Source organism: Roseateles sp. UC29_93 (assembly GCF_042695725.1).
Lineage (GTDB): Bacteria > Pseudomonadota > Gammaproteobacteria > Burkholderiales > Burkholderiaceae_C > Roseateles > Roseateles noduli_A.
This window is the reverse complement of the sequence record NZ_CP170545.1, coordinates 1,148,298-1,161,747: the sequence shown is the minus strand read 5'-3', so window position 1 is coordinate 1,161,747 and position 13,450 is coordinate 1,148,298. Positions and strand designations below refer to the sequence as shown.

Sequence of the window (13,450 nt, the reverse complement as noted above, 5' to 3'; positions counted from 1 at the left end):
TCGCAGCGATGCTCGGTCCGGCCGTCCGATCCCTCCTGCGTCTGCGTCGTGCGACGCTGTGGGCGGGCGTGGCCGTCGGGGCGGGCACGCTGGCCGGGCTGATCGGACCGGCCTGGATCGGCCGCCAGGAAGCGATCGACGAGGCGCGCGCCCGCGGCGCGCTGCTGGCGCAGGTGCTCGAGAGCGACGCGAGCCGCACGATCGAGACCGCCTCGCTGTCTCTGCATGCGATCGGCGACGGGCTGACGCGCACGGTCGCCGACCCGCACGAGGCGCAGCACCTCGAGGAGCATTTCAGCCATGTGCTGGTGGGGCTGCCCTTCATTCGCAGCGTGTCGCTGCTGGACACGCGCGGGCGGGTGCTGATCAGCACCAATGCCGACGAGATCGGCCTGGAGATTCCGCTCGACGATTTTGGCCGCCTGCCGGCGCCGGACCGCGATCTGCTGCTGCCGCTGCGGCCGGGACGGGGGCTGGCGGACCTCGCGAAGGGACGCGCGGCGCGAGGCTCGCCGGTCGGCATGCTGCCGCTGCTGCTGCAGTTGTCGCCGTCGCCCGACGCGCCGGCCAGCGGTGCTTCCGCGCCCGTGGGCATCTCGCCGGGCACGCGCGAGCGCGACCCGCGCTGGCTGCTGGCGCTGATCAATCCGGACGCGCTGACGCAGGTCCAGCAGCGCGCGCTGCCGACCGGCCGGAGCGCCGCATGGCTGGCCTCGACCGACGGGCAGTTGCTCGCCGCGATGGAAACGCTGCATCAGCTGCCCGGTCAGCGGCTGGATGGGCACCCGGCCTTCGACGGGCTGCGCCGCGGGCGCGAGCACGACACCTACATCGGCGCAGGCGCGCTGCCGGGCGAGGTCATCGTTGCCTACCGCGCGGCGCCGCGGCGTCCGTTGATGGTCGGCGTCGAGCAGTCGATGGACGAGGTGCTGGCCCGCTGGCATGCGGGGCTGCGCTGGCTGCTGCTGATCGGCGCGCTGGCCCTGGCCCTGATCGCGCTGGCGACGATCACCGTGCGGCGCAGCCTGCAGGCGCGGGCGGAGGCGGTGGAAGCGCTCGAGGGCGCGCATGAGCAGCTCGCCGATCGCGAGCGCGACATGCGCGTGCTGTCAAGAGCGTGCAGGAGGTGATCTTCCGGACCAACCCGGCGGGCACGCTGACCTTCGTGAACGCGCGCTGGACGACGCTGCACCGCGGACGTCCGGACGAGGCGGTGGGGCGCCGGCTGGCCGATATCGCGGAGCCGGCCGACCGCGACGCGGTGGCGAGCCTGTTCGGCGGCGACGAAGGGGTGCGCAGCGTCGAGGCCACGATCCGCAACGGCGAGGGCGCGCCGCGCCGTTACCAGATCGCCACGGTGCCGCTGCGTCGCGACGGCGACCTGCTCGGCTACGCCGGCAGCGCGGTCGACATCACCGAACGCGCCGCCGCCGAACGGCTGACGCGCCAGGCGCGCGACGCGGCGGAGGAGGCCTCGCGGACGAAGACCGAGTTCCTCGCCAACATCAGCCATGAGCTGCGCACGCCGCTGCAGTCGATCCTCGGGTTCTCCGAGCTCGGCATCATGCGCAGCGGCGGGCAGGAGCGGCTGCAGGCGATGTTCTCGGACATCCACGGCTCCGGGCAGCGGATGCTGGCGCTGGTCAACGACCTGCTCGACGCGTCCAAGCTGGATGCCGTCGGCGCGCTGGAACTGCGCGCGGAGGACTTGCGCGGGCCGGTCGACGCGGTGATGCGTGAGCTCGCGCCGCTCGCCGCGAAGCGCCAGCTGACGATGGCCGCCGACCTGCCGGCGCCGATGCCGGGGCGCGTCGATCCGCTGCGTTTCCAGCAGGCCGTGCGCAACGTGCTGGCCAATGCCATCAAGTTCGCGCCGCAGGGCGGCACCATCGAGCTCCGCGGCGGTCGCACGCCCGAGGGGGCCTTGCACCTTTGCGTCGCCGACCGGGGACCGGGCATCCCGGTCGACGAACTGGAGCGCATCTTCGATCCCTTCGTCCAATCCAGCGCGACCAAGGACGGCTCCGGAGGCACCGGCCTCGGCCTGCCGATCAGCCGGCGGATCGTCGAGATGCACGGCGGCCAGCTCTATGCCGCCAATCGCGAGGGCGGGGGGCGCCGAGTTCCATCTGATCCTCCCCGCCGAAGACTCGCTGGCGGCGGGCAGCGAGGCCCAGGCAGCCGACTGAGTGCCTTGTCCCCTGATCCAGGGGGACGGGGAGGGCGCTCTCGGGGCCCCGTCCGACAGTCGCATCCCACGCGCTGTGCGATCCTTGCAAGCGGTTCGTGCCGGCGGGACGGCATCAGGAGCACATCATGAAGTGGGAAGGCAATCGCGAGAGCGACAACGTCGAGGATCTGCGCGGCAGCGGCGGTGGAAGCCGCGGCGGCGGCGGCCTGCCGATGATCGGCGGACGTGGCATCGGCATCGGCGGCATCGTGGTGGCGCTGCTCGCGTCCTGGGCGTTCGGCATCAATCCGCTGACGGTGCTCAGCGCGCTGGACGGCAGCGCGGTCCAGACCACGCCCGGCCCGGCCCAGCGCCCCGTCGAGCACAGCCGCCCCCAGGACACGCCCGCAAAGTTCGTCAGCGTCGTGCTGGCCGACACCGAGGACGTCTGGACGCCGCTCTTCAAGGCCGGCGGCAAGACCTACCAGGCGCCGACGCTGACCCTCTTCGAAGGCCAGTCGCGCACCGCCTGCGGGCTCGGACAAGCCGCCATGGGACCGTTCTACTGCCCCGGCGACAGCAAGGTCTACATCGACCTCGGCTTCTACCAGACCCTCCGCGACCGGCTCGGGCCCCCGGGGACTTCGCCCAGGCCTACGTGATCGCCCATGAGGTCGGACACCACGTCCAGCATCTGCTCGGCATCACCGACAAGGTCGACGCCGCCCGCCGTCGTCAGTCCGAGCAGGCGGCCAACGCCACCAGCGTCCGCGTGGAACTCCAGGCCGATTGCTTCGCCGGCGTGTGGGCCCATCACTCGCAGCAGTCCAAAGGCTGGCTGGAAGCCGGCGACATCGACGAAGCGTTGAATGCCGCCGCGAAGATCGGCGACGACACGCTTCAACGCAGCGCCGGGCGCGCGGTGGTGCCGGAGAGCTTCACCCATGGCACCAGTGATCAGCGGCAGCGCTGGTTCAAGCGGGGGATGGCTCAAGGAGATCTGCGGGACTGCGATACGTTTTCGGCGAAGCAGCTTTAGGTCGAGCGCGACTCGCTTGGCCGGGGCCGCCGGCGAAGCCGAAGCTGGGGCGCTCAACTCCCGCCGCTCGCCTGCGGCTCGCTTTGGTCAGACAGAACGCGCCTGGTCAGTCCTGGAAGCTTCGGCTTCGCCGGCGGCCCCGGCCAAGCGAGTCCACACCGTCCGGTTACTGCGAGGCGCCGGATCCGGCTGTGGGGCGAGGCTTGGGCTCGACTCGCGGGTCGCCCACGCAGCCCTTCAACCATTGGCTCATCTCCCATTGCACCTGGCCCGCGGACTCGCGCGCAGTGTAGCCGTGCGCCTCGAAAGGAAGCAGGACGTAGCGGGCCGTGCCGCCCAGGCCCGCCAGCGCCTGGTACAGGCGCTCGCTCTGCATCGGGAAGGTGCCGGAGTTGTTGTCCGCCTCGCCATGGATCAGCAGCAGCGGATCCTTGATCTGGTTGGCGAAGAGGAAGGGGGACAGCTTCAGGTAGACGTCCTTTGCGTCCCAGAGTGAGCGACGCTCGCTCTGGAATCCGAAGGGCGTCAGCGTCCGGTTGTAGGCGCCGCTGCGCGCAATGCCGCAGCGGAACAGCTTCGTGTGCGCCAGCAGGTTCACCGCCATGAAGGCGCCGTAGCTGTGGCCGCCGATCGCCACCCGCCTCGGGTCCACCGTGCCAAGATCCTCGGCCTTGTCGACGATCGCCCGCGCGTTGGCGGTGATCTGCTCGATGAAGCTGTCGTTCATGTTGCGCGAGTCGCCCACCACCGGCATCGTCGCATCCATCAGCACCACGTACCCATCCATCAGCAGGTTCAGCGGACTGATCCCCGAGAAGCTCATGTACCGGCCCGGTGATCCGCTCAGTTGCCCCGCGATCGCCGCGTCGTTGAACTCCAGCGGGTAGGCCCACACCAGCGCCGGTCGCTTCTCACCCTCGCGCTGGTCCGGCGGCAGGTACATCCAGAACGAGAGCTCCACGCCGTCGTTGCGCTTGAAGCTCACCAGCTCGCGCCGCACGCCCTTCAACTGCGGCGTCGGATCCTTGATCCGCGTCAGCGGCGTGACCTTGCCGTTCTCGCGCAGCACCAGGTTGGGCGGCTCGTGCTCGGTCTCGCGCTGCGTCAGCAGCCGGCGATCCTCGAGCAGCGCCACGGGCTGCTCGTACACCCCCCTCCGCCGACTGGAACAGCCGCTGCACGCTGAGGTCCTTCAGCGAGAGCTTGTCCAGGAACGGCCGGTCGCCCTTCGGGCCCGCGCCCTGGCCCGACAGCAGCAGGTCGCCGCCCAGCGTCTGCGCCACCTGGTGGCCGTTGGCCAGCGTGCGCATGAACGGAAAGCCCGGATGCCGGTAGCGCTCGCGCACGGAGTGCTCGAACAGGGGCCGGCTCTGCTTGCCGTTGAGCGGCAGCAGGTAGGTCCGCGACCAGCCCCGGCTGCGGTCTTCCTCCGTCAGCAGGCCGTGGATGCCGTCGTCCAGGAAGCGCAGCCGCGTGAAGCGGTAGGGCATGCGCTGCACCTCGAAAGGATCGCCGGTGTAGGGCGGATCCAGCCGCATCACGCGATCACGGAACGCCGCGCGGTTGGCGGGGTTGCCGCTGTCCAGCGCCTCGACCCAATAGATGGCCGCATCCTTTGTCGGCGACGGGTAGAACACCCGGGTCCCGCCAGCGAGCCGTCGATCGCAACACCCTGCTTGAGCGGCATCTTGGCCAGTTCGCGGATGACCTTGCCGTCGCGCTGGCGGACCTCGACCACGGTCGGGAAATCGTCGAAGGTCAGGTTGTAGCTGAACGGCCGCACCAGCCGTTCGGTCAGCAGCGCCTGGCCGGTGCCGATGCTGGAGACGCTGGTGAACAGCCCCGGCGTGCCGATGTCGCGGCTCTGTCCGCTGGCGACGTCGATCAGCGTCAGCTGCGAGCGGGCGTAGTGCTCGAACAGGTCCTCGTCGCGCGGATTGCGCAGCAGGTCCGGATAGGTGCGTTCCGGCGAGGCCTTGCCGTGCGTCTCCTGGATCGCCGGCCCGGTCTGCGCCCGGCTGGGCGCGGCGCCGCGGTCGTCGGGCACCGTCAGCACGACGGCCTCGCGGGCGTTCAGCCAGGCGATGTCGTCGGCATCGACGGCGTTGTTCAGCCGCACGTTGTAGATGCGCCAAAGCTGGCCGTTGGACGTGGCGCCCGCCCACAGCTCGTCCGCCGTGTCGGTGCGCCGGGACAGCAGGAAACGCTGCCCGTCGGGCGCCCAGATGAAGTTGTGCCAGGTGCCGCCGGCCGGCAGCTCGACGTCGCGTTCCGTGGCCTCCGGGTCGAGCAGCGAGCGCAGGCGCACGCGCTGCACCGCGATCAGGTTCTGCTGGCTGGCGTTGCGTGGATCGAATCGCGCGCCGGCCAGGCGCAGTCCCGGTCGCGCCAGTTCCTCGAGCGGCGTGTAGCGGCGTTGCTCGACCAGCGCCAGCGCGGCCCGGTCCGGCGACGGGATGAGCCGCGGCAGCGCCGGCGCGTCCAGCAGCTCGCGGATCGCCGCGGACGGCTGCTTGTACGGCGCGGGCGCCGCGGCGGCCAGCCCGGAAAGCGCCGTGGCGAGCAGGGCGACGGTCATGCGCCGGAGCCACGGGAGGGGCGCCGTCGGTGCATCAAGGGCGTCGAGGGCACCGACGGGCGGATGGCTCAGGCCGACAGAGGGGACGCGGGAGGACATGGGGCCGAAGTATCGCTGCGCTAGGATTCGCGCCCATGATCGAACCCCCCGCCCCCGCACGCGCAGGACCCCCGCGCACCGCACGAGCCAGCCCCCCGGGCCCCGGCCGCGGTGCCGGCCGTCGGCGAGCGGCTGGGCGTCTGGCGCGTCTCGGCCGTGCTCTTCGAGTGCGCCTCCGGCGTGTGGTTCCGCGTCGAGCACGGCAAGGCCGCCGCGCAGACCGGCCTGGCGCTGGTCTACCGCCACGAGTCCGATGCGCAGGCGGTGCTGATGCGCTTCGCGGAGGACTCGGAATCGCTGTCGCGCTTCCGGCATCCGGCCTTCGGCGCGCCGCTGGACAGCGGACTCAGCCCGACCGGCCTGCCCTACCTGGTGGTGCCGGCGATGGAGGGCGCGCCGCTGCTGCGCGTGGCGATGGCGCTGCCGTTGAAGCGGCGCATGCAATTGCTGCTGGACCTGATCGATGTGCTCGACGCCGCCCACGTGCATGGCCTGGTCCTCCACGAACTGGATCCCGGCACCTTGTGGCTGAGCCCGGCGCAGCAGCTGCACTGGCTGGGGCAAGGGCTGGCACCGCGCGACAGCCAGGCGCCTGCCGCGCTGGTGCGCGCCGCCGAGCCGCTGGCCAACGCGCGTCAACGCGCCGGCGGCCGCCCCGACGCCAACAGCGAGACCCACGCGTTGGGCCGCCTGCTGGGCATGCTCGTCAACGGCCGGCTGCCGCGACGCGACGCGACCGAGGACGGCTTCGAGGAAGAGCCCGAACCCGGCGCCACGCCCGTGGCGTCGCTGCAGTCGTGGATGTCGCTGACGGCCGCGCAGCGCGAGAGCCTGGACCAGTTGCTGGACCGGGCCATGATGGACGGGCGCTCGTTCACCGACCGGCAGCTGCTGGCGCAGGCCGTGCGCGACTGGATCGAGGTCGAGCCCGCCGCTCCACGTGCCGGATCCGGCCCTGCAGCCTCAGCATCGGCGCCGATGCCGCTCCTGCCTTTGCCGCCACCGCTCGAGGCCGACGACGAGCGCCCGGCGTCCCCCGGCGCGTCATGGGCGGAACGGCTGGCGGGCCTCGCCTTCGTCCTGGCCCTGGCGGCGATCGTCGCCTGGCTGCTGCTGCGGGGCGCCTGAACGCGCCGCGCCCCTTTTCGCCCTCCTTCGCGTCCTTCCGCCGATGAGTCGGCGACCCACCTCGATGCACTAGTGCTCCCGCAGGGGTGAGGCAGGACCCATCGGAAACGCCCATGCGAATCGACAAGTTCGCGCTTCAGAGCGACTTGGAAGAGTCATTCAGCGGTCGATGAAGGCGGATTGTCCGAGCGGGGTGCCTCTGCCTACGATCGTCCTTCTGTCGCCATGGGTCGCGACGCGAGGAGGATGTGCGTGAGTTTCGAAATTCGACCGATGTCCGCCGCGGACTGGCGCAATTGCTGGCGGGACTCGGTCACCGATCCCGACTGTTCGCCCTGGCTTCGCGGCGTGCTCGAGAGCTGCATCGACGGGAAGAACGCGCACTGGATGCGGCTGTCGGTGCGTTGGGCCGTGGATGGGGGACGGGGGACTACCTGGTCCGGCTGCCTTCGCTGATCGGACGCCAGATCGCCGACCAGTTCTGCGCCCGCGTCGGCGACCGGCTCTACGGGCTGTGCGGGCTGGGCATCGGGGACGCCAAGGTGTTCTTCGCCGGCGGCTCGTCGCCGTCCTACGAGACGATGGGGCAGGTCCATGCCGTGCTCTCGGCGGCGTTCGCGGTCCACGGGTCCCATGGCGAGGACATCGGCCGCGATCCCATCCGCACGCCCATCTTCATCCCCGGCGCGCTGGTGCCGGAGGACCTCGCCGCCGAGACCCGCGGGCATTGAAGGACGTCCGCCACCCCGTGTCGCGGGGCTGCCCGCGCACGAAGCGCGCGCCTATCATGGGCACTCCCATGGACGCCTTCCGTCGACACCTGCTCCGTGATGCCGCGCTCGGCGCGATGGCCGTCGGCATGGCGGGCGCGGCGGGTGCGCTGCCTTCGTTGACCGGTGCGCCCGGCGTTGGACGGCCGCGGTCGGCGCAGGTGCATGTGGCGGGCACGACCTTCGCGCGGCTCTTCGAACCCGGGATGGACGGCGGCAAGCCGCGCGGCCTGGCCGTCGACCTGCTCGACGCGATCCTGATCCCCGCCGGCCACCAGCCGCGCTACGAGTTCTATCCCTGGCTGCGCGCACAGTCCATGATCGAACATGGTCCGGCGCAGATCCTCGTCGGACCGTATCGCACGCCGGAGCGCGAGCGATCGATGCGCTTCTCCCGCCTGGCCTTCTACGAGGACGCGCTGGTGTTCTACGCGCGCCGCCGCGAGGAAGGACTCTGGTGGGACGACTTCCGGGCGCTGCAGCCGCTGCGGATCGGCGCGGTGCAGGGGTGGGTCTACGGCGACCGCTTCGAGCAGGCGCGCGCGGGCCTGAACGTGACCGCCGTGCGGGACCTGGCCACCGCGCTGCGCATGCTGCAGCTCAACCGGCTGGACCTGATCGCGGCCAACCAGCGCAATTCGGAGCCGGTGATCCAGGAGCTGGGACTGGCAGACCAGGTCGTGCTGTGCGCGCCGCCGTTCGCGCAGCTGCGCGGCCACTTCGCCTTCAGTCGCGACGCTGCGGGCGAGCCCTGGGCGGCGCTGGTCGATGCCGGCATGCAGCGCCTGCGCGCCAGCGGCGAACTGCAGCAGATGGCGGCACGACGCGGCGTTGCGCTGCCGGACTGAACGGCGTCCCGGCGGGCGACCCGGGCGAATCGGGCGAATCGGGCGAATCGGGCGAATCGGGCGAATCGGGCGAATCGGGCGAATCGGGCGAATCGGGCGAATCGGGCGAATCGGGCATTTTGGGCCCGGACCGCGCTGCCTCAGCTCAACAGCAGCAACGCGAGGCCGATCGCCGCCGGGATGGCCTGGATGAAGAGGATCTTGCGGCTGGCCGTCGCGGCGCCATACAGGCCCGCCACCAGCACGCAGGCCAGGAAGAAGATCTTCACCGGTCCGCCGGCCGCGCCCAGCACCAGGCCCCAGATCAGCCCGGCCGCGAGGAAGCCGTTGTACAGCCCCTGGTTGGCGGCCAGCACCTTGCTCGCCTCGGCGAATTCCTGGGTCAGTCCGAAGGCCTTGCGACCCTTGGGCGTGGTCCAGAGGAACATCTCCAGGATCAGGATGTAGACGTGGATCAGCGCCACGAGGGCGACGACGACATTGGCGGCAATGGCAAGTGTTGTGTTCATGGTTCGCACTGTACGTCCCGCTATCATCCCCGGCCCCTCCGCGCTTTCCTGTCCCCCACGTTCCATGTCCAAAGCCCAGCTCAACCCCGCCCAACTGGCGGCGGTGCATCACCTCTCGGGGCCGTGCCTGGTGATCGCGGGCGCGGGCTCGGGCAAGACGAGCGTCATCACGCAGAAGATCGCCAAGCTGATGTCCGAGGGCTACCGGCCCGAGAACATCGCCGCGATCACGTTCACGAACAAGGCCTCGCAGGAAATGCGCGAGCGCGCCAAGCACCTCGTGGGCAACAAGGCGGGCTCGGAGCTGCTGGTGTCGACCTTCCACTCGCTGGGGGTGCGCATCCTGCGCCAGGACGGGCGCCATCTCGGGCTCAAGGAGCAGTTCTCGATCCTCGACTCGGACGACGTGCTGTCCGTGCTGCGCGATGCCGGCGGCACGACCGACGCGGCGACGGCGAAGTCCTGGCAGTGGACCATCTCGCTGTGGAAGAACCAGAACCTGAGCCCGCAGCAGGCGCTGGCCTACGCGAAGGACGACATGGAGCGCGCCGCCGCCGTCGTCATGCAGCGTTACCAGGAGCGGCTGACCGCGTACCAGGCGGTCGATTTCGACGACCTGATCGGCATGCCGCTGAAGCTGCTGCAGACCAATGAAGAGGCGCGCGGCAAGTGGCAGGAGACGCTGCGCTACGTGCTGGTCGACGAGTACCAGGACACCAACGCGGTCCAGTACGAGCTGCTGAAGTGCCTGGTCGGCGATCGCGCGATGTTCACCGCCGTGGGCGACGACGACCAGTCCATCTACGGCTGGCGCGGCGCGACGATCGAGAACCTCAAGAAGCTGCCGGTCGATTTCCCGCAGCTGAAGATCATTCCGCTGGAGCAGAACTACCGTTCGACCAGCGCGATCCTGCGCGCCGCCAACAACGTGATCGGCGGCAATCCGAAGCTGTTCCCGAAGACGCTGTGGAGCGAGTTCGGCGAAGGCGATCCCATCACGCTGATCGAGGCCGACGGCGAGGAGCACGAGGCCGAACGCGCCGTCGCCCGCATCCAGTCGATCCGGGCCAACCATCCGACGACGAAGTTCTCCGACTTCGCGATCCTGTACCGCGCCAACCACCAGGCGCGCATCTTCGAGCAGGCGCTGCGCCGCGCGGAGATCCCCTACAAGGTGTCCGGCGGGCAGAGCTTCTTCGACCGCACCGAGATCAAGGACCTCTGCGCCTGGCTGCGGCTGCTGGTGAACCAGGACGACGACCCGGCCTTCCTGCGCGCCGTGACCACGCCCAAGCGCGGCATCGGCCACCAGACGCTGGGGCACCTGAGCGAGTTCTCGGCGAAGTGGAAGCTGTCCATGTTCGAGTCGCTGTTCGCCGAGTCGCTGAAGGCGACGCTGTCGAGCAAGGCGCTGCACGGGCTGCACGAGTTCGGCCGCTATGTCGTCGACCTCGAGTACCGCGCCCGTCACGCCGTCGGCGGCGAGGAGGGCAAGGCGTTGATCATGGAATGGCTCAAGGACATCGCCTACGAGCAGTACCTGATCGACCAGGAAGACAACGAGAAGGTCGCGCAGGCCCGCTGGAGCAACGTGCTCGACTTCGTCGACTGGGTCGCCAAGCGCTGCGGCGGTGAGATCTCGACCGACGGTGGCATCACCACCGAGAGCCCGCGTCAGACGCTGCTCGAAGTGGCGCAGACGATCAGCGTGATCCTCTCGCTGGCCGAGCGCCAGGAGGAACAGGACCAGGTCGTGCTGACGACGCTGCATGCGTCCAAGGGCCTGGAATGGCCGCACGTGATGCTGGCCGGCGTCAACGAAGGCCTGCTGCCGTTCAAGGCCGAGAACGACGAGCTCACGCCCCAGCGCGTCGAGGAAGAGCGCCGGCTGATGTACGTCGGCATCACGCGGGCGCGGCGGACGCTGGCGGTGTCGACGCTGCGGCGGCGGAAGAAGAACCGCGAGACGGTCGTCGGCGTGCCCAGCCGCTTCATCGCGGAGATGAAACTCGGCGAGGGCGGGGTCAAGGAAGACCCCCGCGAGAAACTCAAGCGCATGCGCGAGCAGCTTGCCGCCAAGGCCGCCGATACCGCGGCGAAACAGGCGCAGGCGGCGAAGGACGATCGCTCGAGCAAGACCTGTCACTCGAACAGTCAGTGACGGTGGTGGGCGAACGATTCTTACTGGTTCGAGTCATTTCGCGGCGAGGCGCGCGTTTCTAGCATCCGGTCCCTCTGCGCCCGCCGAGGAGACCGACCATGGACGCTGCCCCGCTTTCCTGCCACCCCTTCCGAGAATCCCCCGAGCCGGCCGACGCCGCGGCGCGCCACCGCGCCATCGACGCCCTCGCCGATGAACTGCGCAAGACGCACTGGGACCAGGCCACGCTGCCGCTGAACGCCCACGAACTGGCGGAGGGCGTCGGCGTCGAGATCCGCGACCGCGGCGGCCCGCGGGAGCCGATGTATCCCCATCGCGGCCGGCTCCTCTATCTGGACGAGCGCCCGGTGATCGAGCTGAGCCTCGCCGAGGACCCGATGCGACGCCGCATCGTGCTGGCGCATGCGTTGGGCCATCACCTGCTCGGGCACGGTGCGGTACCGCCGGAGACGGCGTCCAATCTCTCCATTCACAGCCCGCGCCGCATCGAGCAGGACGCCCATCGCTTCGCGCTGGACCTGCTGATGCCGGACTTCGCGATCTACCGGCTGATGAACCAGGGGATCGTCAGTGCCCGCAGGCTCTCGGAGAAGTTCTTCGTCCCCGAGTCCGCCGTCCACGAACGCCTGCAGGCCCTGGATCGGCACTGGTCGCATCTGTGATCCTCGCGCATGCCGTGCGCCTCGTGCGCTTCGCGCGCGCCACGGGCGGTGATCGACATGGTGCGGCGGTCAGCGTCAAGCGCCGCATCGACCCTGTAAGGTCTGCCATGTCACCCGGAACCGGGGGGTGGGCGTCGTCGGCAAACGGCAAAATGCCGGCGCATGACAGCCTCCGCCGCCAAGTCCGCCACCAGGCTCGCCGCCGCGCTCCCGCTGCTGACCCTCCTCAGCGCGGCTGCCGCCATCCTCGCGTTGTCACAGCCCGCGCAACTGCCGCCGGCCCTGGCCTTCGTCTTCAAGCCGCTGACGACGATCCTCATCCTGCTCTACGCCTGGCGTCGTGGCGCCGAGCGTCTACGGCTGGCGCGCTGGCTGCGTGCCGGGCTGCTGTGCTCGCTGGCGGGCGACATCGCGCTGCTGTGGCCGGCGCAGGGCTTCCTGCCCGGTCTGGTGAGCTTCCTGGCCGCCCATGTCTGCTACATCGTCGGCTTCTGCACCCGCAAGAAGCTGGGCGCCGTGCGCTGGCCCTTCCTGATGTTCGGCATCATCGCGGCGGCAGTGCTGGGGCGGCTCTGGCCGCACATCCCCGCCGAGCTGCGCGCACCGGTGGTCGTCTACGTCGTCTGCCTGTCGGCCATGGCGGCGCAGGCCTGGGCCTGGTGGCGCGGCAGCGTCGGCCAGCCCGATGAACCGCTCGCGCGCTGGGCCGCGTGGGGCGGCACGCTGTTCGTGCTCTCCGACGCGATGCTGGCGATCAACAAGTTCGCAGGCCCGCTGGAGATGGCCAGCTTCTGGGTGCTCGCGAGCTACTGGCCGGCGCAGTGGTGCATCGCCAGCAGCCTGGAACGGCCCCGCGCATGAAATTCGTCCTGCCTCGGCGCCCTTCATCGCTGGCCACGTTGGTGACCGGCGTGGCCAGCGCCGCCGTCGGGCTCTGGCTCATGCGGCACTACCCGGTCGAACCAGTGGCCGCCACCGCGTTGTGGGTGGCGATCGCGGTGGCCAGCTTCTTCGGATGGCGCTCGTTGCCGCTGCTGGTGCCCGCGCTGGTGCCGGTGATCGGGTTCGCGCCGTGGACCGGCTGGATCACCTTCGAGGAACTCGACCTTTTGGTGCTGGCCGTCGCCGCCGGCGGCTACACCGCGATCGCCGTGACCGAGCCGCCGCACAAGCCGGTGGCGTGGCGTTATCGGACGCTGCGCTGGCGCGCCGCGGTGCGGGTGTTGATGGCCGTGTTCGCGCTGTCGGCCTTCATCGCCGTCTGGCGCGGCTTCGACCAGGCCGGCGGCGTGCAGTTCGGTTTCTGGCAAGGCTTCCAGGAGCCGATGAACAGCCTGCGCGCCGGCAAGAGCTTCTTCCTGGTCCTGCTGCTGCTGCCGCTGTGGCAGAAGGCGTCGGACCTGCGGCCCTCGTCGGTGCAGCGCCTGTCGCGCGCGGCCTGGGTGCTGGTGCTGGTCACGACCTCGCTCGGCGCGTTGTGGGAGCG

General features: G+C 70.3%; 14 protein-coding genes and 1 pseudogene. 9 read left to right on the top strand and 6 right to left on the bottom strand.

Translation table 11 applies throughout. The features are described from left to right. Positions 1-8: 8 nt before the first annotated feature. From ACFJIX_RS05380 to ACFJIX_RS05370, 3 genes and pseudogenes are all read left to right on the top strand, one after another. Positions 9-1,130 (top strand): hypothetical protein, encoded by a 1,122-nt coding sequence (locus ACFJIX_RS05380; protein ID WP_377158283.1) that lies wholly within the window; start codon positions 9-11, stop codon positions 1,128-1,130. Further along, positions 1,127-2,320: an ATP-binding protein gene (locus ACFJIX_RS05375; protein ID WP_377158281.1), complete on the top strand. Its 1,194-nt coding sequence runs from the start codon at positions 1,127-1,129 to the stop codon at positions 2,318-2,320. Before ACFJIX_RS05380 ends, ACFJIX_RS05375 begins: the two co-directional genes overlap by 4 nt. Then, positions 2,317-3,209, top strand: a pseudogene (locus ACFJIX_RS05370) (neutral zinc metallopeptidase). The gene ACFJIX_RS05375 and the pseudogene ACFJIX_RS05370 overlap by 4 nt, the downstream one beginning before the upstream one ends. 166 nt (positions 3,210-3,375) lie before the next feature. On the opposite strand, the gene ACFJIX_RS05365 reads toward ACFJIX_RS05370, so the two are convergent. The 3 genes from ACFJIX_RS05365 to ACFJIX_RS05355 are packed head-to-tail and all read right to left on the bottom strand — an operon-like array spanning position 3,376 to position 5,787. Continuing rightward, positions 3,376-4,152 (bottom strand): alpha/beta hydrolase family protein, encoded by a 777-nt coding sequence (locus tag ACFJIX_RS05365; RefSeq protein WP_377161626.1) that lies wholly within the window; start codon positions 4,150-4,152, stop codon positions 3,376-3,378. Further along, positions 4,121-4,747: a hypothetical protein gene (locus ACFJIX_RS05360; protein WP_377158279.1), complete on the bottom strand. Its 627-nt coding sequence runs from the start codon at positions 4,745-4,747 to the stop codon at positions 4,121-4,123. The genes ACFJIX_RS05365 and ACFJIX_RS05360 overlap by 32 nt, the downstream gene beginning before the upstream one ends. Then, positions 4,747-5,787 (bottom strand): hypothetical protein, encoded by a 1,041-nt coding sequence (locus tag ACFJIX_RS05355; RefSeq protein ID WP_377158278.1) that lies wholly within the window; start codon positions 5,785-5,787, stop codon positions 4,747-4,749. Before ACFJIX_RS05355 ends, ACFJIX_RS05360 begins: the two co-directional genes overlap by 1 nt. Positions 5,788-5,997: 210 nt before the next feature. Between ACFJIX_RS05355 and ACFJIX_RS05350 the strand changes: the two genes are divergently transcribed. The 3 genes from ACFJIX_RS05350 (at position 5,998) to ACFJIX_RS05340 (ending at position 8,632) form a co-directional block, all read left to right on the top strand. Further along, positions 5,998-7,014 (top strand): hypothetical protein, encoded by a 1,017-nt coding sequence (locus ACFJIX_RS05350; RefSeq protein WP_377158277.1) that lies wholly within the window; start codon positions 5,998-6,000, stop codon positions 7,012-7,014. Between the two features lie 248 nt (positions 7,015-7,262). Further along, entirely contained in the window at positions 7,263-7,745 is a 483-nt protein-coding gene (locus ACFJIX_RS05345; protein ID WP_377158275.1) for a hypothetical protein, read from the top strand. A 68-nt stretch (positions 7,746-7,813) separates the two neighbouring features. Then, positions 7,814-8,632, top strand: a complete 819-nt coding sequence (locus ACFJIX_RS05340) for a substrate-binding periplasmic protein (protein ID WP_377158274.1) — start codon at positions 7,814-7,816, stop codon at positions 8,630-8,632. 140 nt (positions 8,633-8,772) lie between these two features. Here the strand turns inward: ACFJIX_RS05340 and ACFJIX_RS05335 are convergent, their stop codons facing one another. Beyond that, positions 8,773-9,141 carry a DUF1304 domain-containing protein gene (locus ACFJIX_RS05335; protein WP_377158273.1) on the bottom strand — a complete coding sequence of 123 codons (369 nt, stop codon included), beginning with the start codon at positions 9,139-9,141 and terminating at the stop codon, positions 8,773-8,775. A gap of 64 nt (positions 9,142-9,205) precedes the next feature. On the opposite strand from ACFJIX_RS05335, the gene ACFJIX_RS05330 reads away from it, so the two are divergent. From ACFJIX_RS05330 to ACFJIX_RS05320, 3 genes are all read left to right on the top strand, one after another. Continuing rightward, positions 9,206-11,302, top strand: coding sequence for an ATP-dependent helicase (locus tag ACFJIX_RS05330; protein WP_377158271.1), 2,097 nt, complete (start codon positions 9,206-9,208; stop codon positions 11,300-11,302). Positions 11,303-11,400: 98 nt separating this feature from the next. Further along, positions 11,401-11,964, top strand: coding sequence for an ImmA/IrrE family metallo-endopeptidase (locus ACFJIX_RS05325; protein WP_377158269.1), 564 nt, complete (start codon positions 11,401-11,403; stop codon positions 11,962-11,964). Between the two features lie 162 nt (positions 11,965-12,126). Next, positions 12,127-12,825 carry a lysoplasmalogenase gene (locus ACFJIX_RS05320; RefSeq protein WP_377158267.1) on the top strand — a complete coding sequence of 233 codons (699 nt, stop codon included), beginning with the start codon at positions 12,127-12,129 and terminating at the stop codon, positions 12,823-12,825. Between the two features lie 88 nt (positions 12,826-12,913). Here the strand turns inward: ACFJIX_RS05320 and ACFJIX_RS05315 are convergent, their stop codons facing one another. Together ACFJIX_RS05315 and ACFJIX_RS05310 are read right to left on the bottom strand one after the other, a co-directional pair. Further along, positions 12,914-13,054 (bottom strand): hypothetical protein, encoded by a 141-nt coding sequence (locus tag ACFJIX_RS05315; protein WP_377158265.1) that lies wholly within the window; start codon positions 13,052-13,054, stop codon positions 12,914-12,916. Between the two features lie 96 nt (positions 13,055-13,150). Beyond that, complete coding sequence (locus tag ACFJIX_RS05310; protein WP_377158263.1) at positions 13,151-13,423, bottom strand: hypothetical protein; 273 nt, start codon at positions 13,421-13,423, stop codon at positions 13,151-13,153. Positions 13,424-13,450: the final 27 nt, after the last annotated feature.

What these genes read in the sequence shown, in the direction of transcription:
- ACFJIX_RS05380 (WP_377158283.1), top strand. Translation starts at nt 9, where the DNA reads ATGCTCGGTCCGGCCGTCCGATCCCTCCTGCGTCTGCGTCGTGCGACG.
- ACFJIX_RS05365 (WP_377161626.1), bottom strand. Translation starts at nt 4,152, where the DNA reads ATGTACCTGCCGCCGGACCAGCGCGAGGGTGAGAAGCGACCGGCGCTG.
- ACFJIX_RS05360 (WP_377158279.1), bottom strand. Translation starts at nt 4,747, where the DNA reads ATGCGGCTGGATCCGCCCTACACCGGCGATCCTTTCGAGGTGCAGCGC.
- ACFJIX_RS05355 (WP_377158278.1), bottom strand. Translation starts at nt 5,787, where the DNA reads ATGACCGTCGCCCTGCTCGCCACGGCGCTTTCCGGGCTGGCCGCCGCG.
- ACFJIX_RS05340 (WP_377158274.1), top strand. Translation starts at nt 7,814, where the DNA reads ATGGACGCCTTCCGTCGACACCTGCTCCGTGATGCCGCGCTCGGCGCG.
- ACFJIX_RS05335 (WP_377158273.1), bottom strand. Translation starts at nt 9,141, where the DNA reads ATGAACACAACACTTGCCATTGCCGCCAATGTCGTCGTCGCCCTCGTG.
- ACFJIX_RS05330 (WP_377158271.1), top strand. Translation starts at nt 9,206, where the DNA reads ATGTCCAAAGCCCAGCTCAACCCCGCCCAACTGGCGGCGGTGCATCAC.
- ACFJIX_RS05325 (WP_377158269.1), top strand. Translation starts at nt 11,401, where the DNA reads ATGGACGCTGCCCCGCTTTCCTGCCACCCCTTCCGAGAATCCCCCGAG.
- ACFJIX_RS05320 (WP_377158267.1), top strand. Translation starts at nt 12,127, where the DNA reads ATGACAGCCTCCGCCGCCAAGTCCGCCACCAGGCTCGCCGCCGCGCTC.